Origin of the sequence: Micromonospora sp. NBRC 110037 (assembly GCF_001652995.1) — a bacterium.
GTDB classification, from domain to species: Bacteria; Actinomycetota; Actinomycetes; order Mycobacteriales; family Micromonosporaceae; genus Micromonospora; species Micromonospora chalcea.
Genome location: NZ_BBVA01000002.1, coordinates 1,682,241 through 1,708,290, shown reverse-complemented (window position 1 = coordinate 1,708,290; position 26,050 = coordinate 1,682,241). Strand labels below are relative to the sequence as shown.

The following is a 26,050-nucleotide window of genomic DNA, read 5'->3' as shown; positions in this document are numbered from 1 at the left end:
CGCGCCAGCGGCAGGGCTCCGCGCCGGGGGTGGAACGCGGAGCCCTGCCGGGTCAGCGGCCCTGCAGGGAGCGGACGTTGTCGCCGAACGTCCAGCCCTTCGACCCGTCCCAGTTCACCGACCAGGTCATCAGGCCCTTCAGCCGGCCCTGGTAGGTGTTCCACGCCTGGGCCACCAGCGCCGGGCTCATGTAGCCGCCGCCGGCGCCGACCTGCGCGGGCAGGCCGGGGACCTGCCGGTCCAGCGGTACGCGGATGGTGGTGCCCTGGATAACCAGGCCGGCGTCGAGGCAGTTGGTCTGCGCGACGAAACCGGCGACGGTGCCGGCCGGGTACGAGTCACCGGCGCAGCCGTACATCGAGCCGTTGTAGTACTGCATGTTGAGCCACCAGAGCCGCCCGTTGTCGGCGTACTTCTTGACGATCGGCAGGTACGCGCCCCAGATCGAGCCGTAGGTGACGCTGCCTCCGGTGACGTACGCGGTCTCCGGCGCCATGGTGAGCCCGAACCCGGCGGGCATCTGGGCCAGCACCCCGTCGATGATCCGGATCAGGTTGGCCTGCGAGGGGGAGAGCTGGTTGATGTTCCCGCTGCCGGTGAGGCCGGTCTCGATGTCGATGTCGATGCCGTCGAAGTTGTGCCGCTTGAGGATCGGCACGACGGTGGCGACGAACCGGTCGGCGACGGCGCTGGAGCTGAGGTCGATGCCGGCGGTGGCGCCGCCGATGGACAGCAGCACGGTGAGTCCGGCGGCCTTGGCCTGGCACACCTGGGCGGGGGTGGGCACCTTGACGCCGGCGTCCATGCCGTCCTCCCAGAGCACGGTGCCGTCGGCGCGGATGACCGGGAACGCGGCGGTCACCACGTTGTAGCCGTGGCCGGTGATCCGGGAGTCGGTGATCGGGATCCAGCCGAGGCCGGGGTGCACACCGTTGGCGGCGCCGTCCCAGTTCTCCCAGTAGCCCTGCAGCACCTTCCCGGTCGGCCGGGACCGCAGCGCGCAGGTGTCACCACCGGGCGTCGTCGGGGTCGGGGAGGCGGTCGGCGTCCGCGTGGGAGAAGCACTCGGGGAAGGGGAGGCGGAGGGCGTGGGCGACGGCGGGCGGGTGGTGGGGCTCGGCGACGGCGTGCCGCCGGTGCAGGCGCCGAGGTCGGTCCAGAGCGCCGGCACGGCGGCCGGGTTCCAGCCCGCGCCGGCCGGCGGGGTGTGCGTGACGAGCGCCTGGTACAGCCGGCCGCCGTAGGTCGCCCGGCTGCCGGCGGTCCAGGTGACGCCCTCGGCCCAGGCCGGCGCGTCACACGCGACGAGCGCGCCGACGGCGCCGGTCGTGGTGGCGGCGGTGGCGGGCAGGGCGGCGGCGGTGGCGGCGAGCAGCGCGACGCCACCGAGCAGTGCGGTCATCCCGCGTCCGAGTCGCATTGACATACCTCCTCATCGATGCGCCGGAGGTTATCAGTTAACTTTGTTAAGTGTAAATGCGCAGTACGCTGTCACCGCTTGGTTCACGGCGTGAACGCAGACGAACGCAGGTCGCCGTGGGCGGCCGGGAAGGGACGGCGGCGGACGTGGACGCCAGACGCACCACGGTGCGCGACATGCGCCGGGCCAACCGGTCGGTGCTGCTGACCCGGATCTGGCTGGACGGCCCGCTCAGCCGGCACGAGCTGGGTCAGTCCACGGCGCTCAGCCTGGCCAGCGTCAGCAACCTGGTCGGCGAGATGATCAACGAGGGCCTGGTCGAGGAGGCCGGCTCGGTCGAGTCCGACGGCGGCCGTCCCCGCGTGCTGCTGCGCGTCGCCCCCGGCTACGGCTACCTGGTCGGCGCCGACGTCGGCGAAACCCGCGTCCAGGTCGAGCTGTTCGACCTGAGCATGACCGCGCTGGCCAAGGCCGAGTACCCGATCGCCGCGACCGGGCCCGACCCCGAGCGGGTCGCCGCCCACCTGCGGCACGGCCTCGCCGCGGTCACCGAGCAGGCGGGCGTCGACCCGGCCGCGGTGCTCGGCTTCGGCGTCGCCGTCGCCGGCACGGTCGAGCGCACCGCCGACGCCGTGGTGCACGCCCAGACACTCGGCTGGGACGGCGTCCCGCTCGGCGCGATGCTGCGCGCCGGCAGCGACGTACCGGTGCACGTGGACAACGGCGCGAAGACGCTCGGCCAGGCCGAGATGTGGTTCGGCGCCGGCCGCGGCGTCCGGCACGCGGTGGTCGCGCTGGTCGGCTCCGGCGTCGGCGCGAGCGTGGTCGCCGACGGCGTCGGCTACCGCGGCGCGCACAGCAGCGCCGGGGAGTGGGGCCACACCACCATCGTGTACGGGGGCCGCCGCTGCCGCTGCGGCAACCTCGGCTGCCTGGAGGCGTACGTCGGCGCGGAGGCGGTGCTGGACCGGTTCCGCCAGGCCAACCGGGGCCGCCCGGCGCCGGGCGCGGACGAGGAGACCGCCTTCGGTGAGCTGCTGCGCTCCACCAGCGGCACCGCCGCGAAGGTGATCGACGAGACGGTCGGCTACCTGGGCGCCGGGGTGGCGAACCTGGTGAACCTGTTCAACCCGGAGCGGGTGGTGCTCGGCGGCTGGGCCGGGCTGGCCCTGGGCGAGCGGCACCTGCCCGCGATCCGCGAGGCCACCGCGCGGCACGCGCTGCGCCAGCCGTACGCGCAGACCTCGATCGAGCTGTGCCGGCTCGGACCGGACGCGGTCGCGATGGGCGCGGCCACCCTGCCGATGACCCGGCTGCTGCGCGACGGCGGCGTGCCCCGCGACCCGGCCGCCCGCCCGTCCCCGGCGTGGGGGCCGGCCCGCCGTCACTGACCGGCCCGGCCCCCACGCCGGCGTCAGCGCCGGCCGCGTACCCGCCGCACGGTGTCCCGGTACCACAGCGCGCTGCGCTTGGGGATGCGGCGCTGCGTGTCGTAGTCGACCCGGACGATGCCGAACCGCTTGTCGTATCCGTACGCCCACTCGAAGTTGTCCAGCAGCGACCAGGCGAAGTAGCCGCGCACGTCGGCCCCGGCCGCCCGGGCCCGGGCCACCGCCCGCAGGTGCTCGGCGAGGTAGCCGACCCGGTCGTCGTCGGCGACGAACCCGTCTGCGTCCGGCTCGTCGTCGAACGCCGCGCCGTTCTCGGTGATCACCATGGGCGTGCCCGGGTAGTCGCGGTGCAGGCGCACCAGCAGGTCGGTGAAGGATTCCGGCACGATCTCCCAGTCCATCGCGGTACGTGGCAGGTCACGCCGGACCACCCGGCGTACCGGCTTGCCGTCGTCGTCGCGGTCGCGGCCCTGCTCGTCCACGCCGGAGTGCAGCTGCCCGAAGTAGAAGTTCACGCCGAGCACGTCGATCGGGGTGGCGATGACGTCCAGGTCGCCGTCCTCCACCGGAATCCGCACGCCCTCGGCGGCCAGGTCCGCGATCACGTCCTGCGGGTACTCCCCGCGCAGCACCGGGTCCAGGTAGAGCCGGTTGCCCAGCCCGTCGGCGGCCCGCGCCGCGTCCCGGTCGGCGGCGCTGTCGGTCGCCGGGTCGGCGGTGGCCAGGTTCAGCGTGAGGCCCAGCTCGATCGGCGCCGTGGCCGCCTCGCGCAGCCGCCGCGTCGCCAGCCCGTGCCCGAGCAGCAGGTGGTGCGCCGCGGCGATGCCGTCACCAAGGTTCCGCCGGCCGGGGGCATGGTCGCCGTAGGCGTACCCGAGCATCGCCGAGCACCACGGCTCGTTGAGCGTGGTCCAGGTGCGGACCCGGTCGCCGAGCGCGGCGAAGACCAGCTCGGCGTAGTCGGCGAACCGGTACGCGGTGTCCCGGTTCGGCCAGCCGCCCGCGTCCTCCAGCTCCTGCGGCAGGTCCCAGTGGTACAGCGTCACCCACGGCTCGACGTCGCGGCCGAGCAGCTCGTCCACCAGCCGGTCGTAGAAGGCCAGCCCGGCCACGTTCGCCGGGCCGCGCCCGCCCGGCTGCACCCGCGGCCAGGCCACCGAGAACCGGTACGTGTCCAGCCCCAGGTCGACGATGAGCGCGACGTCCTGCGGCATCCGGTGGTAGTGGTCGCACGCCACGTCGCCGTTGTCGCCGTTCGCCACCGCGCCCGGCACACGGCAGAACGTGTCCCAGATGGACGGCGTACGGCCGTCGGAGGCCACCGCGCCCTCGATCTGGTACGACGACGTCGCCACCCCCCACCGGAAGGTCGGCGGCAGCGTGTCGATCGGGTCCGCGCCGGCGACTGACGACGGGCGGGTGAGGTCGGTGTCCATGGCTCTCCTCGCGGGTAGCGGGTGGTGGTGTCGGGCGGGTCAGCGGGACAGGGGCGCGACGGCCGGGTGCAGCCGGCACGCGACGGCCCGCGCCGGGTCGTCGACGTACGGCGCGCCGAGCACCGGCACCTGCTCGTCGCACCCGTCGAACGCCTTCGGGCAGCGGGGGTGGAACGCGCAGCCGGACGGCATGGCGCGCAGGTCCGGCGGGGAGCCGGGGATGCCGGTCAGCTCCCGGCGCGGACCGTGCAGCGCCGGGAACGAGTGCAGCAACCCCTCGGTGTACGGGTGCAGCGGCTCGGCGTACAGCCGGGCGGCGGGCGCCTCCTCGACGATCCGGCCGCCGTACATGATCGCGATCCGGTCGGAGAACTCGACCAGCAGCGACAGGTCGTGGGTGATGAACAGGACCGCGAAGCCGAGGCGTTCGCGCAGCTCGGCGAGCTGGCCGAGGATCTGCCGTTGCATCACCACGTCCAGCGCCGTGGTCGGCTCGTCCATGATGACCACCTGCGGCTCCAGAGCCAGCGCCATGGCGATCATGACGCGTTGCCGCATGCCGCCGGAGAGCTGGTGCGGGTAGCTGTCCAGCCGGTCGGCGGAGATCCCGACCAGGCGCAGCAGCTCCTTCGCCCGGGCCAGCCGGCTCGCCGCCGTGCTCTTCGGCTCGTGTGCCCGGATCACGTCGAGCAGTTGGGTGGAGACCTTGTGCACCGGGTTCAGCGAGTTCATCGCGCCCTGGAACACGATCGACGTCTCCGCCCAGCGGAACTCGCGCAGCTTCGCCGGGCTGAGCGTGAGCACGTCGACCGGCGGGCCGTCGGCCGGGTGGTAGATGACCTGGCCGCCGCTGACCACGCCGGGCGGGGGCAGCAGCCGGGTCAGCCCGTACGCGAGCGTGGACTTGCCGCTGCCGCTCTCCCCGGCCAGCCCGAGCACCTCGCCGCGGTGCAGTGTCAGGTCGACGTCGCGGACCGCGCGGACCGCGTCCGCGCCGACGCCGTAGTCGACGCACAGCCCGCGGATCTGGAGCACCTGGTCGCTCATGAGGTCGCGTCCTCTCGGGTGGGGTCCGCCGGCCGCCGCATCGGGACCGGCGCCGGGTTCGGCGCGAGCACCGGGGTGAACCCGACGCGCATCGCGACGGTCCGGCCGTCGGCGGTCCGGATCCGGGTCCGGCCGCCGGTGCGCAGCCGGGGGCTGACGAACTCGTCGATGCCGAAGTTGATCAGCGCGAGCGCGGTGCCGAGCAGCGCGATGGCCAGCCCGGCCGGCACGAACCACCACCAGGCGCCCTGCGCGAGGGCCTGCTGTCCCTGCGCCCAGAACAGGATCGTGCCCCAGTTCCACGACGAGACCGACGAGACGCCGATGAACGCCAGGGTGATCTCCGACATGACCGCGAAGATGACGGTGCCGACGAAGCCGGAGGCGATGATCGCGGTCAGGTTGGGCAGGATCTCGAAGCCGATGATCCGCCAGGTCCGCTCGCCGGTGGCCCGCGCCGCCTCGACGTAGTCGCGGCGGCGTAACGACAGCGTCTGGGCGCGCAGCACCCGGGCGCCCCAGGCCCACGACGTGAGGCCGATGATGAGCGCCACGAGCGTGTCGCTGGCCTGGTCGACAAGGGACGTGACGATGATGATCAGCGGCAGCGCCGGGATCACCAGGAACACGTTCGACACCGCCGACAGGCCCTCGTCGGCCGCGCCGCCCAGGTAACCGGCGGTCACGCCGATCAGGATGGACAGGATCGTGGCGAGCACGCCGGCGGTCAGGCCCACCACCATCACGCTGCGCGCGCCGACCAGGATCTGGCTGAAGATGTCCTGCCCGAGGTGGGTGGTGCCGAACCAGTGCCGGGCCGAGGGGGCCTGCAGCACGTCGGCGCTGCGCGCGTCCGGGTCGTACGGCGCGATCCACGGTCCGATCACCGCCAGGAGCACGTACACCCCGAGGACGGCGAGGCCGGTCGCGGCCTTGCCGTTGGCGACGAAGCGGAACCGGCGGCGGCGGGCCCGGGCCGAGGGCTGCGCCATCGCGCCCTGGCCGGGGATGACCTGCTCGATGCTGGACGGGGAGAGTGTCATCGCTCAGCTCTTTCGGGTCCGCGGGTCGAGGAGCAGGTACGCCACGTCGGCGAGCAGGTTCGCCACCAGCACCGAGATCGTGATGATCAGGAAGATGCCCTGCATGAGCGGGTAGTCCTTCGACCCGACGGCCTGGAAGAGCTGGAACCCCAGACCCGGGTACGAGAAGACGATCTCCACGAGCAGCGTGCCGCCGACGATGAAACCGAGCGACAACGCGAACCCGGACACGTTCGGCAGCAGCGCGTTGCGGGCGGCGTAGCTGAGCGCCACCCGGCGCTCGGAGAGCCCCTTGGCGTGCGCCACGGTGATGTAGTCCTCGCTGGCGACAGTCACCATCATGTTGCGCATGCTGAGGATCCAGCCGCTCATCGACGACACCAGGATGGTCGCCGCGGGCAGGATGCTGTGCTGGATCGCGCTCGGGATGAAGTACGCGTCGAACGCCGGCACCAGGCCCGGCTCGTAGCCGCCGGAGGACGGGAAGAAGCTGCCGGGCCCGGCGAACAACGCGATCGCGACCAGGCCCAGCCAGAAGTACGGGATCGAGGACAGGAACGTGGTGGCCGGCAGCAGTCCGTCGATCCAGGAGCCGCGCCGCCAGCCCGCGCCGACGCCGAGCGCGGTGCCGAGCAGGAAGCTGACGATCGTGGTGACGCCGACCAGGCCCACCGTCCACGGCAGGCTGCTGCCGATCACCTCCGACACCGGCGCGGGGAAGAACGTGAACGACAGTCCCAGGTCGCCGCGCAGCAGCTGTCCCCAGTAGGCGACGTACTGCTCCCACAGCGAGCGGTCGGAGTCCAGCCCGAACAGCACCCGCAGCGACGCGATCGCGTCGGCGCTGATCCGGCCCTGGTTGCGGGAGATCAGTGACTGGACCGGGTCGCCCGGCACCATACGCGGGATGAAGAAGTTCAGCGTGATCGCCGCCCAGGCGGTGAACAGGTAGAAGGCCACCCGTTGCAGCAGGAACCTCACCGGGCCGTCTCCGTTCCGGCCTGCTCCGCGTTCTCCGCCTTCTCCGCCGTGACGGTCTCGGCGTCGAACAGCCAGCACGCGGCCCAGTGCCCGGGCGCGTCGTCGACCGGTATCGGCGGCGGCAGGTCGGTGGCGCAGCGCGGCATGGCCGCCGGGCAGCGCGGGTGGAACCGGCAGCCGGCCGGCGGGCGGATCAGGCTCGGCGGCTCGCCGTGGCCCCGCTCGCCCGCCGCCGCGCCGTCGCCGCCCGCGCCGGTGATCCGTTCCGGGTCCGGCGCCGATTCGATCAGCAACCGGGTGTACGGGTGGGCCGGGCGCTGGGTGACGGTCTCGCTGTCGCCGCCCTCGACCATCCGTCCGGCGTACATGACGATCGTCTCGTCGGCGAAGTAGCGGGCCGAGGCGATGTCGTGGGTGATGTAGAGGATCGCCAGGTCGAGCCGGTCCTTGAGGTCCTGCAGCAGGTTGAGCACGCCCAGGCGGATCGACACGTCGAGCATCGACACCGGCTCGTCGGCGAGCAGCACCTCCGGGTCCGCGCCGAGCGCCCGCGCGATCGCGACGCGCTGGCGCTGCCCGCCGGACAGCTCGTGCGGGAACGCGTCGAGGTAGCGCTCCGGCGGGGTCAGGCTGACCCGGGTCAGCAGGTCGGCCAGCGCCTTGTCCAGCCCGTCCGGCCCGGTACCGGCGTTGCCGTGGATGCGCAGCGACCGGGTCAGGTGGTAACGGACCGTGTGCACCGGGTTCAGCGAGGCGAACGGGTCCTGCAGGATCAGCTGCACCCGCCGCACGTACGCCCGGAACCGGCGTCCGCCGCGTACCCGGGTCGAGCGGCCGTGCAGCCGGATGTCGCCGCCGGTGCGCGGGTAGAGCTGGGCCAGCAGCCGGGCGACTGTGGACTTGCCGGAGCCGGACTCGCCGACCAGCGCGGTCACCCGGCCACGGCGCAACTCGATCGATACGTCGTCGACGGCGTGCACCACCGCCGGGGTCCGGGAGAGAAGGTCACGCAGCCGCCGGCGGACGGGGAAGTGCTTGGTCAGGCCGACGGCCTCCAGCACCACCTCGTCGGCCGGCGCCGGTGCGCTCTCGGTCAACGTCATGCCGAATTCCTGTCTGGGGTTGCCGGTAGCGAGGGGCGGGCGCCGCCGGCCCGGCCGGGCGATCGTGGCCGGGCCGGCGGCGCCGGGTCAGCCGTTGGCCGGCTTGAGGTGCAGCACCACGTCCACCGCGTTGGGCTGGGTGGGCTGGAGAGCGCCGTACGGGTTCGAGTCGTCCGGCCAGCCGACCCAGTTCTTCGTGCTGTACGCGCCGCCGATGTTGTCCGCGCCGACCGGGATCATCGGCATCTGCTCGACGAAGATCTTCTGCAGGGTCGCCAGCGCGGTGGCGCGGGTGGCGTCGTCGGTGGCGTTGGCGTACGACACCAGCGCGTCGGTGGCCTCCTTGCTGTCGAACCGGCCGAAGTTGCCCGCCGGGGAGGCGGTGCCGATCGGCTTGAGCACGCGGCCGTCCATGATGGTCCGGTAGATGTCGTACGGCGTGGCGCCGCTCTCGGTCCACCGGAACGTGGCCTCGAAGTTGCCCTGCTCGACGTTGCGGAACCAGGCGTCCTGGTTGGCCTTGTCGATGGTCGCCGCGATGCCGATCTTCGCCAGGTTGCCCTTCACGATCTCCAGGCTGGTCTGGTAGTCCGACCAGCCGGCCGGGTCGGTCAGCCGGATCGTGACGGCCTTGCCGCTGCGGTCCTTCAGCGTGTTGCCGTCCAGCTTGTAGCCGGCGCCGGTGAGCAGCGCCTTGGCGCCCTCGACGTCGACCTTGTGCTCCTGGCCCTTGTACTCGGGCGCGATGAACGAGTCACCGGCCGGGCTGGGCAGGCCGGTCACGCTCTTGACCTCGGGGTGGAAGTAGCCGGCCTCGGCGGTGGTGAAGATGTCCGCCCGGTCGATCACCATGTTCATGGCCTTGCGCAGCGTCGGGTCGTCGAACGGCTTCTTCGTGGTGTTCAGGTAGAGACCGTGGATGCCGAGCACCGGAGGCGCCCACATCTTGTGGTTCTTCTGGTCCTTGGCCACGAACACGGTCTGGTAGTTCGGGATGAAGACGAAGCTCCACTCCGCCTCGCCGTTGGCCAGCGCGGTGGTCTGCGCGCTGTTGTCGGTGTACGACGTGTACCGCAGCTCCTTCACCTTCGGCAGGTCCTGCCAGTAGCCGCTCTCGCGTACCGCCAGCGTCATGCTCGCCGGGGTGAACGACTTGAGCGTGTACGGGCCGCTGCCGACCGGCTGCTTCACCGGGTCGCTGGCCGGGTCGGCGATCTTCTCCCACAGGTGCTTGGGCACGATCGGCACCCGCCACAGCACCTTCTGCTGGTTGACGAACTGCGGGCTGGCCATCGAGATGGTGACCTCGTTGCCGCTGGCGACGGCGTCGGTGTACGGCACGCCCTGGTCGTTGATGGCGGGGAACTTCTTCACCAGGTTGTAGGTGAACGCGACGTCCTCGGCGGTGACCTTCTGCCCGTCCGACCAGGTCGCGTTCTCGCGGATGGTCACCTTCACCGACTTGTAGTCCGACGACCACTCGGCCTTGGTGGCCAGCCACGGCTTGAACGGCTCGGCCGGCTTCACCGGGTTCCACATCATCAGCGGCTCGTAGATCTGCCACCGGTAGCCCAGCGAGGCGGCGGCCGAGGTGGTGAGGAACGGGTTGTTGTTCTCGGCCTGCGGGCCGCTGGGCATGCCGACGCTCAGCACCGTCGCGGCCTGGCCGCTCTTCTTGTTCGCGTTCGGGCTGTCGCCGCACGCGGCGGCGGTGGTGACCATCGCGCCGGCCAGCGCGAGGGCGAGGAGTTGCCGTCTTCTCATGGAGGTCTCCCTCGGTGGTCCCGCATTCCTCGGGCGGGATGTGGTGGATGGAGGGTGTGCGGTGGAGCCACCGGCGGGCGGGCCCGCCGGCGTGGTCGCCGGGTACGGCGGGGTGGGTCAGGTGACGCCGGTCGAGTCGCGGGTGGTGAAGCCGGTGGGGATGACGGTCGGGCCCTCCGGCAGCGGGGTGCCGGCGAGGTGGGCGATGAGCAGCCGGGCGGCGGCCGTACCCATCTCCCGCAGCGGTTGGCGCACGGAGCTCAGCGGCGGGTGGGTGTGCCCGGCCAGCGGCAGGTCGTCGAAGCCGACCACCGCGACGTCCTGCGGGACGCGCCGCCCGGCGTCGCGCAGCGCCTGCAGCGCGCCGGCGGCCGACAGGTCGTTGTGGGCGAAGACGGCGTCGAAGGGTACGCCGTCGGCGAGCAGCCGCCGCACCGCCGCGCGCCCGCACTCGAACGTGAAGTCACCCTCGACCACCCGGCCCGGGTCGATCGCCAGGCCGGCTTCGGCGTACGCGCCGGCGAACCCGGCGAGCCGTTCCCGGGTGCAGCCGAACCGGCGCAGGCCGGTGACGACGAGCGGCCGCCGCCGTCCGAGCGCCAGCAGGTGCGTCGCGGCGGCCCGCGCCCCCGCTTCGTTCGTGGTGCGCACGGACGGGAAGCCGGGTTGGTGTCCCCGGTCGTCGATGAGGATGACCGGCAGGCCGCGCCGGTGCAGCTCGGTGATGTAGTCCAGCGTCCCCTCTGGTTCGACCACGAGCAGCCCGTCGAACGACTTGGCCGACACCTGGGAGGCGAAGCGGCGCATCGACTCGTCGCCGTGGGTGCAGGTGAACAGCAGCATGCCGTAGCCGGCGGCCTCGACCACGTCGGCCGCGCCCTGGAGCACCTCGCCCATCCAGGGCCAGGTCAGCGCCGGCACCAGCATGCCGACCACCCGGGTACGCCCCCGGGCCAGCCCGACCGCGCGGGCGCTCGGCACGTACCCGAGGTCGCTGATCACGGCACGCACCCGGTCGGCGGTGCGCAGGTGCACCTCGCCCTTGCCGTTCAGGACCCGGGACACCGTCGTCTTGCTCACCCCGGCGCGGGCGGCGACGTCGGCGATCGTGATCGGCACGTGGCGCTCCCGGGTCGAAGGGATGAGCGGGATGTTCCGGAACCGGTTGCGGAAGCGGTTCCGTGGCAGTCAACCCAAGTGGCGCGGGTCACGTCAATCACAGATGGGTAACGATGTATAGCTAAGTTCGAGCCGTGAAAAAAGCGCCCGGGCTGCGTCTGCGCCGATCCGCGCGATGAGCAGGGTCGATGCCTTCCGGCCCGTCCGTCGCCGGTCCGAAGTGGAGGTTCAGGGGCGGGCGTACACGTCGCCGGAGTTGGCCTCGTCCGGCAGCGTCCCCAGGTACGCGGCCACCTCGGCGGCCGGCCGCCAGCCCGGCAGCGCGAACGTCGTCTCGTCACCGATCGCCACGGTGAAGCGGGTGAACCCCAGCGCGGTGAGCCGGTCCAGGCAGCGTGCCGCCGCCACCCGGGCGATGGTGGTGAACTCGAACGACAGCGCCGGGACCGGCCGGCTCAGCCCGGCCAGCACGGCGTCCTCGAAGCCCTCCACGTCGATCTTCACGAACGCCGGCACGCCGTACGCGGCCATCAGCGCGTCGAGCGTGGTGCCGGGCACCACGATCTGCGCGTCCCAGGTCTCGCCCGCCCAGCCGGGCGCGCCGTCGGCGGCGCGGACGAACCCGGGGGAGGCGGTGGAGACCGTCGGGTTGGCCGAGTTCACGTGCAGTCGCACCGGCCCGGCGGTACGCCCGCACGCCGCCTCGACCACAGTCACCTGTTCGTCGCCCGCGTACAGCTCGCGCAGCGCCCGCGCGCACAGCGGCTGCGGCTCGACCGCCACCACCGTCGCGCCGAGCCGGCGGAAGCTGCCCAACCGGTCGCCCACGTGCGCGCCGACGTCGAAGACCAGGTCACCGGCGCGGACGAGCGGGGCGTAGAACCGGTCGAGCGCGGCGTCGCGCGCCGGGTCGCCGTGGTAGAAGTCCAGCGACCGGCGCAGTCCCGACATCGCCGGGTCCGCCTTCAGTGTCTCGATCACCCCGTCCCGCACCCTCCCGACGCTAGCCAGCGAGGCGTTGATGCGAGCCGCATTCGCATCCTTCCGGCGGCCAGCGCCCGCCAACACCCCATCCTCCTAGGATGCTGTAGGGATGGTGAGGCCGGCCGCTCACCGCGAACGGGGAGCTGGCCGCTGCGGCGCGCCTTCGGCGCTCGCGTTCGTTACCTGCGAGATCTTGGTACGAGATGGCCCTCGGAGGGGCGACTGCGTACCAAGATCTCCAAGCCGTCCCGTGGCGCGGGACGCCGATCTCGGTTGCCGAGATCGTGGCGGTCGTCCTCGGGTGCGAACGTCAACTCGCCGCGTAACCGTCGTGGAGTGGAACGCCATGGGTGTCAAACAGGGCCGGAGACACCCATGGCGTTCCAGTGGCGGGTGGACCCGCGTGGCGAGGAGGGGTTACGGGTTCTCGACGACCTCCTGGCCGAGCGGCCACAGCGCCGCCGGGACCAGCTTGAAGTTCGCCACGCCGAACGGGATACCGATGATCGTCACGCAGAGCGCGACGCCGGCGAGGATGTGCGACAGGGCCAGCCACCAGCCTGCCAGCACTACCCAGAGCACGTTGGCCAGGCCGGAGGGAAGCCCGGCGCCCGGCTTGCGCACGATGGTGCGGCCGAACGGCCACAGCGAATACGAGGCGAGGCGCAGTGAGGCGACACCGAAGGGGATGGTGACGACCAGGACGAAGCAGACCAGGGCGGCGACGCCGTAGCCGAGGGCCAGGACGAAGCCGCCGCCGAAGACGAGCCACAGCAGGTTCAGCAGAAAGCGGATCACCACTCCATGGTCGCTCGTGCCCGCAAGCGCGCGCATACCGGCGCGAGCGGCGGGTAGAGGAGGGCGTGATCGAGCCCGAGCCGTCGTGCCTGTGACCCCTGTCGCTCCGGCGGCGCGCCGGGAGTTCCGGGAGTCGTACGAGCGGCTGCGCCGGTACTTCATCGTGGCGCTGCTGCACCGCGACTTCCTGGCCGGTCGCCTGCCGGACATCGCGCGGGCCCGGGCGCGGGAGGCCGCCGAGCAGGCCGGCCGGGCCCGGGCGGCGGGCCTCGGCTTCTCCGGGACGATCGTGGCGTCACAGTTGCTGATCGTGGTGGGGGAGTTGTTGCAGGCATCCGGGATGACGAAGGTCGAGGCGGACCGGATGGCGGGTGTGTGCGAGCATCAACCGGACTCCCGCGCTGGCCCAAACGACCGTTAAGCTTCGGTTGTGGGAACCGACGATCTGTACCCGGCCGGGCGACTCGCCGAGGCCCAGCGCGCCGCCGCAGCGGCGGGCCTGGATGCGCTGCTGCTCACCCCGGGCTCGGACCTGCGCTACCTGACCGGCTATGACGCCCGCGAGGGGGAGCGGCTGACCTGCCTGGTGCTGCCCGCCGAGGGTGAGCCGACGCTGATCGTGCCGGTGCTGGAGCGGCCGGACGCCGAGGCCGCGCCGGGCACCGGGTACCGGATCGTCGACCACGCCGACGGCGCCGACCCGTGGCCGCTGGTGCGCGCGGCGCTGCCCGGCCCGGTCCGCGCGGTGGGGCTGGCCGACCGGATGTGGGCGCAGCAGGTCCTCGCGCTGCGCGACGTGCTGCCCGGCGCGGCGCAGCGGCTCGCCTCCGAGGTGCTGCGCGAGATGCGGATCCGCAAGTCGCCGGCCGAGGTGGCCGCGCTGGCCGAGGCGGGCGCCGCGATCGACGCGGTGCACCGGCGGATGGCCGAGTGGCTGCGTCCCGGCCGCACCGAGCGGGAGGTCGCCGCCGACCTGGCCGCCGCGATCCGGGCCGCCGGGCACGCCACTGTCGACTTCGTCATCGTCGCCGCCGGCCCGAACGGCGCGAGCCCGCACCACGGTGTCTCGGACCGCCCGATCGGCGTCGGCGAGCCGGTGGTGGTCGACATCGGCGGCACCATGCCGTCGGGCTACCGCTCCGACTGCACCCGCACGTACGTGGCCGGTGGCCCGGCCCCGGCCGAGTTCGTGGACTACTACGCGGTGTTGTGGGAGGCGCAGCGCGCCGCCGTGGCCGCCGTCGCGCCGGGCGTGACCGCCGAGGCCCTCGACGCGGTCGCCCGCGACGTCATCACCGCCGCCGATTTCGGCGACGCCTTCCTGCACCGCACCGGTCACGGCATCGGCCTCGACGGCCACGAGGAGCCGTACGTGGTGACCGGCAACCCCCGGCCCCTCGAGGCCGGCATGGCTTTCTCGGTCGAACCCGGGATCTACCTCGCCGGGCGGCACGGCGCCCGGATCGAGGACATCGTCGTCTGCACGACGGACGGCGGGCAACGGCTCAACACCACCCCCACGGAGCTCATCGCGCTATGAACGTCGACCGGATCCTGCCCACCGACGAGGCCCACGACCTGCTGGACCTCGCCACCGAACTCGCCGACCGGGAGCTGGCCCCGGCCGCCGCCGGTTTCGAGGCCCGCGCCGAGTTCCCCCGGGAGGTGCTGCGCACGCTGGGCCGCGCCGGGCTGCTCGGCCTGCCGTACGCCGAGGAGCACGGCGGCGCCGCCCAGCCGTACGAGGTGTACCTGCAGGTGCTGGAGATCCTCGCCAGCCGGTGGCTGGCAGTGGCCGAGGCGGTCAGCGTGCACACGCTGTCCTGCTATCCGGTGGCCCGGTTCGGCACCGACGAGCAGCGCAAACTGCTGCCGGACATGATCGGTGGGGAACTGCTCGGGGCGTACTGTCTCTCCGAGCCGCAGGGTGGTTCGGACGCGGCGGCCCTGACCACGCGGGCGGTGCGCGACGGCGACGAGTACGTGGTCACCGGCACCAAGGCGTGGATCACGCACGCCCGGGTCGCCGACTTCTACAACATCTTCTGCCGCACCGGCGGTCCCGGCCCGAAGGGCATCTCCTGCCTGCTGGCCGACCGGGCCACGCCGGGCATCCATCCGCAGGCCGCCGAGCGCACCATGGGTCTGCACGCCTCGCCGATCGCGCAGATCGCGTTCGACGACGCCCGGGTGCCGGCGGAGCGGCTGATCGGCGGCGAGGGCGCCGGGTTCACCATCGCCATGTCGGCGCTGGACTCGGGCCGGCTGGGCATCGCCGCGTGCGCGGTGGGCCTGGCCCAGGGCGCGCTCGACTACGCGGTCGGCTACGCCCGGGAGCGGCGCCAGTTCGGCCGCGCGATCATCGACTTCCAGGGGCTCGGGTTCAACCTGGCCGACGCGGCCACCCAGATCTCCGCCGCGCGGGCGCTCACGCTTGCGGCCGCGCGGCTGCGCGACGCGGGCCGCCCGTACTCGATCGAGGCGGCGAAGGCGAAGCTGTTCGCCACCGACGTGGCGATGCGGGTGACCACCGACGCGGTGCAGGTGCTCGGCGGCGCCGGGTACGTCGTCGACCACCCGGTCGAGCGGTACATGCGTGAGGCGAAGGTGCTGCAGATCGTGGAGGGCACCAACCAGATCCAGCGGCTGGTGATCTCGCGCGCGCTGGCCAAGGGCTAGCCTGTCGCGGTGACCTTCCCCCGGATCACCGCCGACCCCGACGTCATGGGGGGTGCGCCCTGCGTGCGGCAGTCGCGCATCCCCGTGGCCACCCTGCTGGCCATGATGGCCGAGGGCATGTCCGTCACGGACATCCTCACCGACCTGCCGTTCCTGGACGAGGAGGACATGGCGGAGGTCCTGAACTACGCCGCGGACGCGGTACGCGACCGGACGGCGCGCTGAGCGTCACCACGGCGGGCCGGGTGCGGCGGGAGAGCGTTTTACCGGCTACTGTGCAGCGCGTGGAGGAGATCGACCGCGCCATCGTCGCCGCGCTGACCGGGGACGGTCGGCTGTCGTACACGGACCTGGCCGAGCGGGTGGGCCTGTCGGTGTCGGCCGTGCACCAGCGGGTCCGCCGGCTGGAGCAGCGCGGGGTGATCAAGGGGTACGCCGCGCGGGTGTCGTTCGAGGCGCTGGACCTGCCGCTGACCGCGTTCGTGGCGATCCGGCCGTTCGACCCGTCCCAGCCGGACGACGCGCCGGAGCGGCTCGCCCACCTGCCCGAGATCGACTCGTGCTACTCGGTGGCGGGGGAGGACTTCTATCTCCTGCTGGTGCGGGTGGCCGGTCCGGCCGACCTGGAGCGGGTACTGCAGGAGATCCGCACCTCGGCGAACGTCACCACGCGCACCACCGTGGTGCTGTCGACGCCGTACGAGAACCGGCCGCCGAAGATCAGTGGCGAGCTGACCGGCCGGGGTCGTCCGCGCCCGTCGGCGGAGCCGGCAGGTTCCACCGCCTGATCACCCGCCGGCCGTGCTCGTGCCCGAGCACGCTGAGCGTGGCGGTGTCCAGCCGCAGCAGCCCGCCGGCCGACGGCGGGAGCCCGATCCAGCGTGCCCCGAGCACCCGCAGGCTGTGGCCGTGCCCGACCAGCGCCACGTCGCCCTGCTCCAGCAGCGTCGCGACCCGGTCCAGCACGCGGTCCAGGCGGGCGCCCACCTGTTCCGGTGACTCCCCGCCGGGGCCGCCGTCGGTCCAGATCGACCAGCCGGGCCGCTCGGTCTGGATGTCCGCGCTGGTGCGTCCCTCGTACTCGCCGTAGTGCCATTCGGCGAGATCGGGCTCGATCGCGTCGACGGCGAGCCCGGCCAGAGCGGCGGTGCGGGTGGCGCGCTGCCGGGGGCTGGACAGCACCCGGGCGAAGCGCCGGCCGGCGAGCAGGGGAGCCAGCGCGCGGGCCTGCCGCTCGCCGTCGGGGGTCAGCTCCAGGTCGGTGTACGAGGTGTGCCGGTGGGCGGCGCTCCAGGTCGTCTCGCCGTGCCGGATCAGCAGGATCTCGTTCACCGGCCCAGTCAACCACGGTGGGTCGGCGTCGGCCGGGCGTCCAGCCTTCAACCTATTGTCCTAGGACGCATTACGCGATGTGCGCAGCACAACAGCGTTTCACCCGACAGTCACCGGGGACGCGACAAGGGCAACGCTCAGCCGGAACGAGGAGGGCGACATGAGCTTCACCGACAAGGCGAAGAACAAGGCCCAGGAGATGAGCGGAATGGCCAAGGAGCGGATCGGCGACGTGACCGACAACGAGCGGTTGCGGGCCGAGGGCGCCTCCGAGCAGAGCGCGGCCCGGGCCCGGCAGGCCGGGGAGCACGCCAAGCAGGCGGGCCGCGACGTCAAGGACGCCTTCAACAAGTGAGTACGCGGAACGGCGGGCCACCTCATCGCAGAGGTAGCCCGCCGTTCGGGTGTCCGGGGTCAGTCGTCGCGGTGGGCGAGCCACCAGGCCTGGCCGGCCTCGGGCAGCGTGTCGATCGGGTCGTAGTAGGCGTAGCGCTTGTTCAGCGCCTCCAGGTCGGCCGACTCGATCGAGGTGCGGTAGTTCTTCGTCCAGTACGAGATGCCGCGCTCGCGGTCGTAGTCGGTGAGCATGTGCACCCACCGCTTGCCGACGAACGGCACGTCGCAGACGATCCGCGGGGTGGCGTAGCCGGGCAGGTAGCCCATGATGTCGTGCTGGAGCTGCTGGGCGTGCCACACCGGGACCCGCCAGTGCTCGGCGTTGGGGATCATGTCGCACATGTAGAAGTAGTACGGCAGGATGCCCGCCTCGCCCTGCAGCGCGAAGCACAGGTCGAGCAGGTCGGCGCTGGTGGCGTTGACGCCGCGCATGAGCACGCCCTGGTTGCGTACGTCGCGTACGCCGACGTCGAGCGCGGTCTGGGCGGCCTTGGCGACCAGCGGGGTCAGCGACTGGGCGTGGTTGACGTGGGTGTGGATGGCCAGGTTGACGCCGCGGCGGGCGGCGGTGCGGGCGACCCGTTCCAGGCCCTCGACCACGTCGGGCTGGAGCCAGTGCTGGGGCAGGCCCATGAGCGCCTTGGTGGCGAGCCGGATGTCGCGGATCGTCTCGATCTCCAGCAGGCGCATCAGGTACGACTCGAGGTTGCGCCACGGCACGTTGGCGACGTCGCCGCCGGAGACGACCACGTCGCGTACGCCGGGGTGGGCCTTGAGGTAGGTGATGTGGGCGTCGTAGCGGTCGACGGGCTTGAGGGTGAGCTTGAGCTTGTCGACGGCGGGGGTGGAGTTGCCGACGAGGTCCATGCGGGTGCAGTGGCCGCAGTACTGCGGGCAGGTGGAGAGCAGTTCGGCGAGGACCTTGGTGGGGTAGCGGTGGGTGAGGCCCTCGGCGACCCACATGTCGTGTTCGTGGAGGCTGTCGCGGCTGGCGTACGGGTGCGACGGCCAGTCGGTGCGGCGGTCGGAGGCGACCGGGATCATGTAGCGGCGGATCGGGTCGGCGAGCAGCGCCTCGGTGCTCATCGGCTCAAACGGCACCATGGTGTTGAGCATCTGCGGCGGCACCAGCATGGACATGGTGGCCAGGGCCTTCTGGTCGGCCTCCAGGTCGGCGTAGAAGGTCTCGTCGACGGTGTCGCCGAGGACGGCGCGCAGCTGCTTGATGTTCTTGACGCAGTTGACCCGCTGCCACTGGGCGCTCTCCCACTGGTCGCGGGTGACGTGGCGCCAGCCGGGGAAGCGGGTCCAGTCGGGTTCGACGAGGGGCGCGCGGCGGTATTCGTAGGGCTGTCCGGCGGCCGGGACGGCGACCGGCGCGTGGCGGGGCGTCGGGATGGTCTCCACCGGTTGGGTCTGGGTCACGGCCCCTCCTCGTCAGTGTGCGGGTTGATCAACGGATGCGTAGGCTACTGGAAAATCTGCGGTGAAGAAATTAGTCTGCCGTAAGTTTTCCCGCGATGCGAGTCCTGACCAGGGGTTCGGGCGGCTGGACATAGGGGGTCGGCGTGACGTCACCGGTGGGACTGCACCGAGTCGTGGAACCGGCGGGGGTGCTCCCGCAGGCGGCCTGGCGGCTGGACCCGGACCCGCGGATCGCGGCGAACGAGGTGCGGATCCGGGTCGAGCGGCTGAACCTGGACGCGGCGAGCTTCCGGCAGTTGGCGGAGAAGCACGGCGGCGACGGGGAGAAGGTCCGCGCCGAGGTGCTGGAGATCGTGTCGACCCGGGGGAAGATGCAGAACCCGGTGACCGGTTCCGGCGGGATGCTGATCGGCACCGTCGAGGAGGCGGGCCGCCGGTCGCCGCTGGGGCTGAAGCCGGGCGACCGGGTGGCGACGCTCGTGTCGCTGACGCTGACGCCGCTGACGATCCTCGACGGGCTGGCCCGCTGGGACGGGCGCAGCGAGCAGGTGCCGTGCGACGGGTACGCGATCCTGTTCGCGCGGTCGATCGCGGCGGTGCTGCCGGCGGACCTGCACCCCGAGTTGTCCCTCGCCGTGCTGGACGTGTGCGGGGCGCCGGCGCTCACCGCGCGGGTGGTGGCCGAGCAGGTGGCGCGGCGCTCACGTGAGGGTGATCCGCGTCCGGTGTCGGTGGCGGTGATCGGTGGGGCCGGCAAGAGCGGGTCGCTGTCGCTGGCGGCGGCGCGGCGGGCGGGCGCCGCCCGTACCGTCGGGGTGGTTCCGGTGGCCGCGGAGCGGGACGCGCTGGCGGCGGCCGGGCTGGCCGACGTGGTGGCGCTGGCCGACGCGCGGGATCCGGTGGGGCTGTCGACGGCGGTGACGACGGCGCTGGGGGTGCCGGCGGACGTGACTGTGGTGTGCGTGGACGTGCCGGGGTGTGAGCACGGCGCGGTGTTGGCCACGGCGGACGGCGGTACGGTGATCTTCTTCTCGATGGCGACGAGCTTCGCGGCGGCGGCGCTTGGTGCGGAGGGCCTGGCGGCGGACGTGACGATGCTGGTGGGCAACGGGTACGTGCCGGGGCACGCGGCGCTGGCGCTGGATTTGTTGCGGACCGAGCCGGGGGTGCGCGGTCTGTTCGAGGCGCGTCTGGCGGCAGACTGAGACCATGACGAACCCCTCGACGCTGTATCGCGGTGGAGTGCTGCACTGTCCGGCCGACCCGAGCGCGACGGCGCTGCTGGTGCGGGACGGGCGGATCGCCTGGTTGGGCACGGACGCGGAGGCGCCGCGGGCGGACCGGGTGGTGGAGCTGGGCGGTGCGCTGGTGACGCCGGCGTTCGTGGACGCGCACGTGCACGCGACTGATACCGGGTTGGCGTTGTCGGGGCTTGATCTGTCGGCGGTGCGGTCGGCGGGTGGGCTGCTGGAGGCGGTGTCGGCGTTCGCGGCGGGTCTGCCGGGTGACGCGGTGGTGCTGGGGCACGGCTGGGACGAGTCGGGCTGGGCGGATCCGGCGTTGCCGGATGCGGCGGCGCTGGACCGGGCGGCCGGTGGGCGGCGGGTGTATCTGTCGCAGGCGTCGATCCATTCGGCGCTGGTGTCGGCGGCGTTGCTGGCGGCGTGCCCGGAGGTGGTGTCGGCGGCCGGGTACGAGGCGTCGGGGTGGTTGCGGCGCGACGCGCACCATGTGGTGCGGGCGGCGGCGTTCGCGTCGGTTTCGCGGGCGCAGCGGGTGGCGGCGCAGCGGCGGGCCCTGGCGCACGCGGCGTCGCTGGGTGTCGCGGCGGTGCACGAGTGCGGTGGGCCGGACATCTCCGACGAGGAGGACTTCACCGGGCTGCTGGCGGTCTCGGGGGCCGGGGTGCCGGAGGTGTACGGGTACTGGGGTGAGCTGCTGGGTGCGGCGAAGGCCCGGGAGCTGGGCGCGGTGGGCGCGGGTGGTGACCTGTTCGCCGACGGGGCACTGGGGTCGCGGACGGCGCACGTGTCGGCGGCGTACCTGGACGGTGAGGCGGGGGCGTGCGGGCACGGGTACGTGTCGGCGGAGCAGGTTCGTGATCATCTGCTGGATTGTGCGGCGCACGGGTTGCAGGGCGGGTTCCACGCGATCGGGGATGCGGCGATCGGCACGGTGCTGGAGGGTTTCGGGCTGGCGGCGCGGTCGGTGGGTGTGGACCGGTTGCGGGCGGCGCGGCACCGGGTGGAGCACGCGGAGATCATGAGCAAGGCGTTGATCGCCGGGTTCGTGGAGTACGGGATCGTGGCGTCGATGCAGCCGGCGTTCGACAGGTTGTGGGGCGGCGCGGGCCGGATGTACGAGTCGCGGCTGGGGTTGGCGCGGTCGCTGGAGTCGAATCCGATGGGCGCGATGCACGGTGTCGGGGTGGCGTTGGCGTTCGGGTCGGATTCGCCGGTGACGCCGCTGGATCCGTGGGGGTCGGTGCGGGCGGCGGCGGCGCATCACAACCCGGCGCAGCGGATGAGTGTGCGGGCGGCGTTCGCGGCGCACACGCGCGGCGGGTGGCGGGCGGTGCACCTGGACAACGAGGGTGTGCTGGCGTTGGGGGCGCCGGCGACGTTCGCGGTGTGGGACACCCCGGCGGGCGTGGAGCGGGGGCTTCCGGTGGTGCTGGCCGAGGATCCGGAGTTGCGGGGGCCGGAGGATCCGACGCCGCTGCCGGTGTGCCGGGCCACTGTGTTGCGCGGTGACGTGATCTATCAGGAAGGGTCTTCGTGACAGGGAAGCTTGGGCTGGATCCGGCGTTGGTGGCGCGGGCGCGGGAGTTGGCGCGCCGGGCCGGGCAGCCGGTGGTGGATCTGGCGCGTAGCCACACCACGGTGTCGGTGGAGCGGGCGGTGCTGCGGCTGGCCGGGGTGACCGGCGCGGACCCGGACGGTATTCCGTGGGTGAACCGGCTGGTCGACGCGGTGGTCGCGGACGTGGGGCTGGGGCACGGGGTGGCGGCGCCGGTGTTCGACGCGCTGGCGCGTGAGGGCATCGCCGATGTGACGTTGCTGGCGCAGAAGGCGGCGGCCGGGTCGGTGCGGTTCGCGCAGCCGTCGGGGAAGGCGGCGACGGCGGCGCGGCGGGCGTCGCGTAAGGCGGTCGCGGCGGGGATCCGCAGCATCGACCGGCGGCGTGCGGAGCGGGACCGCTTGGTGAAGCGGTTCGGGGATCCGGCGCGTCGGCCGTGGATCTACCTGATCGTGGCCACGGGTGACATCTACGAGGACATTCCGCAGGCGCAGGCGGCGGCGCGGGCCGGCGCCGATGTGATCGCGGTGATCCGGTCGACGGGGCAGTCGCTGCTGGACTACGTGCCGGAGGGGGCGACCCGGGAGGGGTTCGCGGGCACGTACGCGACGCAGGAGAACTTCCGGCTGATGCGGGCGGCACTGGACGAGACGTCCAAGGAGCTGGGCCGGTACGTGCGGTTGACGAACTACGCGTCGGGTCTGTGCATGCCGGAGATGGCGACGCTGGCCGGCCTGGAGCGGCTGGACATGATGCTCAACGACTCGATGTACGGGATTCTGTTCCGCGACATCAACCCGATCCGCACGTTCGTGGACCAGCGGTTCTCGCGGCAGGTGCACGCGCGGGCGGGGATCATCATCAACACCGGCGAGGACAACTACCTGACCACCGCTGACGCGGTGGACGAGGCGCACACGGTTACGGTGTCGCAGCTGCTGAACGAGTTCTTCGCGCACGAGGCAGGGCTGGCGGACTGGCAGCTGGGGCTGGGGCACGCGTTCGAGATCAACCCGGACGTGCCGGAGTCGTTCCGGTTGGAGTTGGCGCACGCGCTGCTGGCGCGGGAGTTGTTCCCGGACGCGCCGTTGAAGTGGATGCCGCCGACGAAGCACATGACCGGTGACGTGTTCCGGGGCAACCTGCTGGACGGGTTCTTCAACCTGGTGGGCACGATGACCGGGCAGGGGATTCTGCTGGTGGGGATGATGACCGAGGCGGTGGTGACGCCGTGGCTGTCGGACCGGGACATCGCGCTGCAGAACGTGCGGTACGTGCTGGGCGCGGCGGGCGGGTTGCACGAGGACTTCGTGCCGGCGCCGGGCGGGTTCATCCAGGCGCGGGCGCACCGGGTGCTCGGTGAGGCGGTGGACCTGCTGGAGCGCATCGGGGACCAGTCGTTGCTGACGGCGATCGCCGAGGGCACGTTCGGGATCATGAAGCGGCCGGCGGACCGCGGGAAGGGCCTGGACGGCGTGGCCCGGCACGAGGCGGACTACTACAACCCGGCCACGGAGATCCTGGAGCAGCCCCATGAGTGAGAAGACGGTTGTGCGGCCGTACGGGGACACGACCGGTGACGGCATGGTGCAGGTGTCGTTCACGTTGCCGGTGCCGCACGACAAGCGGGCCGAGGGCGCGGCGGTGCAGCTGGCGAACAAGATGGGCATGGACCCGGCGATGCTGGTGCACGCCAAACCGATCGGTGACGGGTTCACGTTCTTCGTGGTGTACGGGCGGGTGAACCACCTGGTGGACCTGGCGAAGGTGCAGGTGGTGGAGCGTGACTATCCGCTGCTGTCGGCCAAGGAGGTCAACGCGGTGGTGAAGCGGCAGTTGCGCCGCAAGCTGTCGGTGGTGGGCGCCTGCATCGGCACGGACGCGCACACCGTGGGCATCGACGCGATCCTCAACGTCAAGGGCATCGCCGGGGAGAAGGGCCTGGAGTACTACCGGGAGTTGAAGGTCACGAACCTGGGCGCGCAGGTGAGCGTGCCGGAGCTGGTCGAGGCGGCCCGGCGGGAGCGCGCCGACGCGGTGCTGGTGTCGCAGGTGGTGACGCAGCGCGACGCTCATCTGCACAACACGCGGGAGATGTCGGCGGCGTTCCGGGAGGCGATGCCGGCCGGGCGCCGGCCGCTGCTGATCGTCGGTGGGCCGCGGTTCGACGAGACGATGACCGGCGAGCTGGGCGTGGACCGGATCTTCGGGCGTGGCACCACCCCGGGCGAGGTGGCCAGTTACCTCGTCCACGCTTTGATCACCTCCAGGAAGGCGAACGTCGCATGAGCGATCCGCGTGTCGGTCTGACAGTCACCCACCGCCGGTACGTGCCGTACTCCCACGCCCACTACGCGGGGAACCTGGTCGACGGGGCGTACGCGCTGGGGTTGTTCGGGGACGTGGCGACCGAGGTGTGCATCCGCACCGACGGCGACGAGGGGTTGTTCGCCTCGTACGCGGATGTGCAGTTCCGGGCGCCGATGAAGGCCGGTGACGTGCTGGAGGTGACGGCGACGGTGACCCGGGTGGGCACCCGCAGCCGCACCATCGACTTCGCCGCGACCGTGGTGTGCCGGGGCCGCCCGGACAAGGGCGAGTCGGCCGCCGAGGTGCTCGACGAGCCGATCGTGGCGGTCACCGCGACCGGCACGGTGGTCGTCCCGCAACGGCCATGAGCGTCGTCGTCTGCGCGGACGTCGGGTCGACGTACACGAAGGCCGCGGTGGTGGACCTCGACGGCGGCCGGCTGGTCGCGGCGGCGTCGGCGCCCACCACTGTGGGCACCGACGTGCTGCACGGCCTGGACGCCGCGGTCGGCGCGGCCACCGCGTCGGCCGGGGTCGCTGAGGCGCCCTGGTACGTGTGTTCGTCGGCCGGGGGTGGGCTGCGCCTGGCGGTGGTGGGCTACGAGCCCCTCGTCACCGCTCAGGCGGGCCGGCGGGTCGGTCTGTCGGCGGGCGCGAACGTGGTGCACGTGGCGGCGGGGCGGTTGTCCGGGGCGGACGTGGCGGCGTTGCGGGCGGTCCGCCCGGACGTGGTGCTGCTCGTCGGCGGCACCGACGGCGGCGATGCCGAGACGGTGACGCACAACGCGACGCGGCTGGCGAAGGCCCGCTTGCGGGTGCCGGTGGTCCTGGCGGGCAACGCCGACGTGCGTGACGAGCTGCACGCGCTGCTGGCCGGCGCGGGGGTGCCGGTGACGGTGGCGGGCAACGTGCTGCCCCGGATCGGGGTGCTGGAGCCGTCGTCGGCGCGGGCGGCGATCCGGGAGGTGTTCCTGCGGCACGTCATCGGCGGCAAGAAGCTGTCCCGGGGTACGCGGTTCGCGCGGCTGGTCCGCGCCGCCACCCCGGACGCGGTGCTCACCGGTGTGGAGGTGCTTGCCGGCACCCTCGGCGGTGACCTCGCAGTGGTGGACGTGGGTGGCGCCACCACCGACGTGTACTCGGTGCTCACGCCCGACGAGCGGGACAGCGGCCCGAGTCAGGAGGTCGCCGGGACGCTGTGGCGGGCCCGTACCGTCGAGGGTGACCTGGGTATGCGGTGGAGCGCGCCGGGTGTGGTGCGCGCCGCGGTCGAGGAGCGGCTGCTCGATGCGGCCGGCGAGGCGGAGCTGGCGGCCGCGGCGGCGGTACGGGCCGCCGACCCGGGGTTCCTGCCCGCCGGTGACGCGGACCGGGCCGCGGACCGGCGCATCGCGGCCCTCGCCGCGACTGTGGCGTTGCGGCGGCACGCGCGGGGGGCGGCGACGGGGGAGCGGGCCGGGCGGGACCTGCGGGAGGTGAAGCTGCTCGTCGGCTCCGGCGGGGTGCTGCGGCACGCCGAACCGGGCGACGCGGCGGCGGTGCTCGACGCGGTGCTCACCGACCACGCGGGCGGGTGGGCGTTGCCGCGGGCGGCCCGCCCGGTCGTCGACGTGGACTACGTGCTGGCCGCGGCCGGGTTGCTCGCCGACGATCATCCGGGTGCGGCGGCGGCGATGCTGCGGCACCACCTCGGCACCTGAACCGCGCTCAGGAATCGAGACGCGCCGACGCGACACGCCGTGTCGCAACACACGACAGGCCCGGGTGGGTTGACAGCGGCGGGGGTCCACGCCGTACCGTCTTTGAGTCCTACCACGGGAAGCGGCTGTTGTTCGCTTCGTCCCTTCGTCCGCTGGCCGAGCGACCGGAAGGTTGCGGCGGCCAGGTCCAGCGGGCGGGGGTCGGCGGGGCGGCGCGAACCGGCCGCGGTTACCGGTGTACGGGCAAGGTGAGAGGCACGGCCAGTAGACAACGGCCAGGCGGGGGCAGCCAGTCCACGTCGGGTCGGTCCGAAGGTCGGCGCC

At 72.6% G+C, this 26,050-nt stretch carries 25 protein-coding genes; 13 read left to right on the top strand and 12 right to left on the bottom strand.

The window, feature by feature from the left end:
- Positions 1-52: 52 nt before the first annotated feature.
- Entirely contained in the window at positions 53-1,420 is a 1,368-nt protein-coding gene (locus A4R25_RS06810; protein ID WP_064446013.1) for a glycosyl hydrolase family 18 protein, read from the bottom strand.
- A gap of 146 nt (positions 1,421-1,566) precedes the next feature.
- Between A4R25_RS06810 and A4R25_RS06805 the strand changes: the two genes are divergently transcribed.
- Positions 1,567-2,811: an ROK family transcriptional regulator gene (locus tag A4R25_RS06805; RefSeq protein WP_064446497.1), complete on the top strand. Its 1,245-nt coding sequence runs from the start codon at positions 1,567-1,569 to the stop codon at positions 2,809-2,811.
- Positions 2,812-2,834: 23 nt separating this feature from the next.
- Here the strand turns inward: A4R25_RS06805 and A4R25_RS06800 are convergent, their stop codons facing one another.
- The 9 genes from A4R25_RS06800 to A4R25_RS06760 form a co-directional block, all read right to left on the bottom strand.
- Positions 2,835-4,247 carry a GH1 family beta-glucosidase gene (locus A4R25_RS06800; protein ID WP_064446012.1) on the bottom strand — a complete coding sequence of 471 codons (1,413 nt, stop codon included), beginning with the start codon at positions 4,245-4,247 and terminating at the stop codon, positions 2,835-2,837.
- Positions 4,248-4,286: 39 nt separating this feature from the next.
- A complete protein-coding gene (locus tag A4R25_RS06795) occupies positions 4,287-5,294 on the bottom strand; it encodes an ABC transporter ATP-binding protein (RefSeq protein ID WP_043324152.1) in 1,008 nt (335 codons plus the stop codon).
- Positions 5,291-6,337, bottom strand: a complete 1,047-nt coding sequence (locus tag A4R25_RS06790) for an ABC transporter permease (protein ID WP_064446011.1) — start codon at positions 6,335-6,337, stop codon at positions 5,291-5,293. The genes A4R25_RS06795 and A4R25_RS06790 overlap by 4 nt, the downstream gene beginning before the upstream one ends.
- A gap of 3 nt (positions 6,338-6,340) precedes the next feature.
- Positions 6,341-7,318, bottom strand: a complete 978-nt coding sequence (locus A4R25_RS06785) for an ABC transporter permease (protein WP_043324151.1) — start codon at positions 7,316-7,318, stop codon at positions 6,341-6,343.
- Positions 7,315-8,421, bottom strand: coding sequence for an ABC transporter ATP-binding protein (locus A4R25_RS06780; protein WP_064446010.1), 1,107 nt, complete (start codon positions 8,419-8,421; stop codon positions 7,315-7,317). The genes A4R25_RS06785 and A4R25_RS06780 overlap by 4 nt, the downstream gene beginning before the upstream one ends.
- An 87-nt stretch (positions 8,422-8,508) precedes the next feature.
- Entirely contained in the window at positions 8,509-10,185 is a 1,677-nt protein-coding gene (locus tag A4R25_RS06775; RefSeq protein ID WP_064446009.1) for an ABC transporter substrate-binding protein, read from the bottom strand.
- Positions 10,186-10,302: 117 nt separating this feature from the next.
- Positions 10,303-11,304, bottom strand: coding sequence for a LacI family DNA-binding transcriptional regulator (locus A4R25_RS06770; protein ID WP_064446008.1), 1,002 nt, complete (start codon positions 11,302-11,304; stop codon positions 10,303-10,305).
- A 228-nt stretch (positions 11,305-11,532) separates the two neighbouring features.
- Complete coding sequence (locus A4R25_RS06765; protein WP_064446496.1) at positions 11,533-12,255, bottom strand: FkbM family methyltransferase; 723 nt, start codon at positions 12,253-12,255, stop codon at positions 11,533-11,535.
- Between the two features lie 450 nt (positions 12,256-12,705).
- On the bottom strand, positions 12,706-13,086 hold the full coding sequence (locus A4R25_RS06760; protein WP_051611482.1) for a YccF domain-containing protein: 381 nt from the start codon (positions 13,084-13,086) through the stop codon (positions 12,706-12,708).
- A gap of 85 nt (positions 13,087-13,171) precedes the next feature.
- Here A4R25_RS06760 and A4R25_RS06755 point away from each other — a divergent pair, with 85 nt between their 5' ends.
- From A4R25_RS06755 to A4R25_RS06735, 5 genes are read left to right on the top strand one after another with little or no spacing between them, the layout of a single operon-like run.
- Positions 13,172-13,507: a hypothetical protein gene (locus tag A4R25_RS06755; RefSeq protein WP_231915442.1), complete on the top strand. Its 336-nt coding sequence runs from the start codon at positions 13,172-13,174 to the stop codon at positions 13,505-13,507.
- A 9-nt stretch (positions 13,508-13,516) separates the two neighbouring features.
- Complete coding sequence (locus A4R25_RS06750) at positions 13,517-14,626, top strand: Xaa-Pro peptidase family protein (protein WP_064446005.1); 1,110 nt, start codon at positions 13,517-13,519, stop codon at positions 14,624-14,626.
- Positions 14,623-15,765 (top strand): acyl-CoA dehydrogenase family protein, encoded by a 1,143-nt coding sequence (locus A4R25_RS06745; RefSeq protein ID WP_064446004.1) that lies wholly within the window; start codon positions 14,623-14,625, stop codon positions 15,763-15,765. The genes A4R25_RS06750 and A4R25_RS06745 overlap by 4 nt, the downstream gene beginning before the upstream one ends.
- Before the next feature lie 9 nt (positions 15,766-15,774).
- Positions 15,775-15,990 (top strand): DUF433 domain-containing protein, encoded by a 216-nt coding sequence (locus A4R25_RS06740; protein WP_030502405.1) that lies wholly within the window; start codon positions 15,775-15,777, stop codon positions 15,988-15,990.
- A gap of 59 nt (positions 15,991-16,049) precedes the next feature.
- Positions 16,050-16,553 (top strand): Lrp/AsnC family transcriptional regulator, encoded by a 504-nt coding sequence (locus A4R25_RS06735; protein WP_043330145.1) that lies wholly within the window; start codon positions 16,050-16,052, stop codon positions 16,551-16,553.
- On the opposite strand, the gene A4R25_RS06730 is transcribed toward A4R25_RS06735, so the two are convergent.
- Entirely contained in the window at positions 16,486-17,097 is a 612-nt protein-coding gene (locus A4R25_RS06730) for a histidine phosphatase family protein (RefSeq protein ID WP_064446003.1), read from the bottom strand. The genes A4R25_RS06735 and A4R25_RS06730 overlap by 68 nt on opposite strands.
- 160 nt (positions 17,098-17,257) lie before the next feature.
- Between A4R25_RS06730 and A4R25_RS06725 the strand changes: the two genes are divergently transcribed.
- Positions 17,258-17,452 (top strand): CsbD family protein, encoded by a 195-nt coding sequence (locus tag A4R25_RS06725; protein ID WP_043324133.1) that lies wholly within the window; start codon positions 17,258-17,260, stop codon positions 17,450-17,452.
- A gap of 59 nt (positions 17,453-17,511) precedes the next feature.
- Here A4R25_RS06725 and A4R25_RS06720 read toward each other — a convergent pair whose 3' ends face one another.
- Positions 17,512-18,918, bottom strand: coding sequence for a KamA family radical SAM protein (locus tag A4R25_RS06720; protein WP_043324131.1), 1,407 nt, complete (start codon positions 18,916-18,918; stop codon positions 17,512-17,514).
- 143 nt (positions 18,919-19,061) lie between these two features.
- Between A4R25_RS06720 and A4R25_RS06715 the strand changes: the two genes are divergently transcribed.
- The 6 genes from A4R25_RS06715 to A4R25_RS06690 are packed head-to-tail and all read left to right on the top strand — an operon-like array spanning position 19,062 to position 25,726.
- Positions 19,062-20,123, top strand: coding sequence for a hypothetical protein (locus tag A4R25_RS06715; RefSeq protein WP_064446002.1), 1,062 nt, complete (start codon positions 19,062-19,064; stop codon positions 20,121-20,123).
- Between the two features lie 4 nt (positions 20,124-20,127).
- Positions 20,128-21,699 carry an amidohydrolase gene (locus tag A4R25_RS06710; protein WP_064446001.1) on the top strand — a complete coding sequence of 524 codons (1,572 nt, stop codon included), beginning with the start codon at positions 20,128-20,130 and terminating at the stop codon, positions 21,697-21,699.
- Positions 21,696-23,258 (top strand): lysine 5,6-aminomutase subunit alpha, encoded by a 1,563-nt coding sequence (locus tag A4R25_RS06705; RefSeq protein ID WP_043324125.1) that lies wholly within the window; start codon positions 21,696-21,698, stop codon positions 23,256-23,258. Before A4R25_RS06710 ends, A4R25_RS06705 begins: the two co-directional genes overlap by 4 nt.
- Entirely contained in the window at positions 23,251-24,006 is a 756-nt protein-coding gene (locus A4R25_RS06700) for an OAM dimerization domain-containing protein (protein WP_030502414.1), read from the top strand. The genes A4R25_RS06705 and A4R25_RS06700 overlap by 8 nt, the downstream gene beginning before the upstream one ends.
- Entirely contained in the window at positions 24,003-24,395 is a 393-nt protein-coding gene (locus tag A4R25_RS06695) for a hotdog domain-containing protein (protein ID WP_030502415.1), read from the top strand. The genes A4R25_RS06700 and A4R25_RS06695 overlap by 4 nt, the downstream gene beginning before the upstream one ends.
- Positions 24,392-25,726, top strand: coding sequence for a glutamate mutase L (locus A4R25_RS06690; RefSeq protein WP_064446000.1), 1,335 nt, complete (start codon positions 24,392-24,394; stop codon positions 25,724-25,726). Before A4R25_RS06695 ends, A4R25_RS06690 begins: the two co-directional genes overlap by 4 nt.
- Positions 25,727-26,050: the final 324 nt, after the last annotated feature.

Excerpts from the sequence above, each read along its gene's own strand:
- A4R25_RS06810 (WP_064446013.1), bottom strand. The coding sequence starts at position 1,420 with ATGCGACTCGGACGCGGGATGACCGCACTGCTCGGTGGCGTCGCGCTG.
- A4R25_RS06800 (WP_064446012.1), bottom strand. The coding sequence starts at position 4,247 with ATGGACACCGACCTCACCCGCCCGTCGTCAGTCGCCGGCGCGGACCCG.
- A4R25_RS06795 (WP_043324152.1), bottom strand. The coding sequence starts at position 5,294 with ATGAGCGACCAGGTGCTCCAGATCCGCGGGCTGTGCGTCGACTACGGC.
- A4R25_RS06790 (WP_064446011.1), bottom strand. The coding sequence starts at position 6,337 with ATGACACTCTCCCCGTCCAGCATCGAGCAGGTCATCCCCGGCCAGGGC.
- A4R25_RS06780 (WP_064446010.1), bottom strand. The coding sequence starts at position 8,421 with ATGACGTTGACCGAGAGCGCACCGGCGCCGGCCGACGAGGTGGTGCTG.
- A4R25_RS06775 (WP_064446009.1), bottom strand. The coding sequence starts at position 10,185 with ATGAGAAGACGGCAACTCCTCGCCCTCGCGCTGGCCGGCGCGATGGTC.
- A4R25_RS06765 (WP_064446496.1), bottom strand. The coding sequence starts at position 12,255 with ATGTCGGGACTGCGCCGGTCGCTGGACTTCTACCACGGCGACCCGGCG.
- A4R25_RS06745 (WP_064446004.1), top strand. The coding sequence starts at position 14,623 with ATGAACGTCGACCGGATCCTGCCCACCGACGAGGCCCACGACCTGCTG.
- A4R25_RS06725 (WP_043324133.1), top strand. The coding sequence starts at position 17,258 with ATGAGCTTCACCGACAAGGCGAAGAACAAGGCCCAGGAGATGAGCGGA.
- A4R25_RS06710 (WP_064446001.1), top strand. The coding sequence starts at position 20,128 with ATGACGAACCCCTCGACGCTGTATCGCGGTGGAGTGCTGCACTGTCCG.
- A4R25_RS06700 (WP_030502414.1), top strand. The coding sequence starts at position 23,251 with ATGAGTGAGAAGACGGTTGTGCGGCCGTACGGGGACACGACCGGTGAC.
- A4R25_RS06695 (WP_030502415.1), top strand. The coding sequence starts at position 24,003 with ATGAGCGATCCGCGTGTCGGTCTGACAGTCACCCACCGCCGGTACGTG.
- A4R25_RS06690 (WP_064446000.1), top strand. The coding sequence starts at position 24,392 with ATGAGCGTCGTCGTCTGCGCGGACGTCGGGTCGACGTACACGAAGGCC.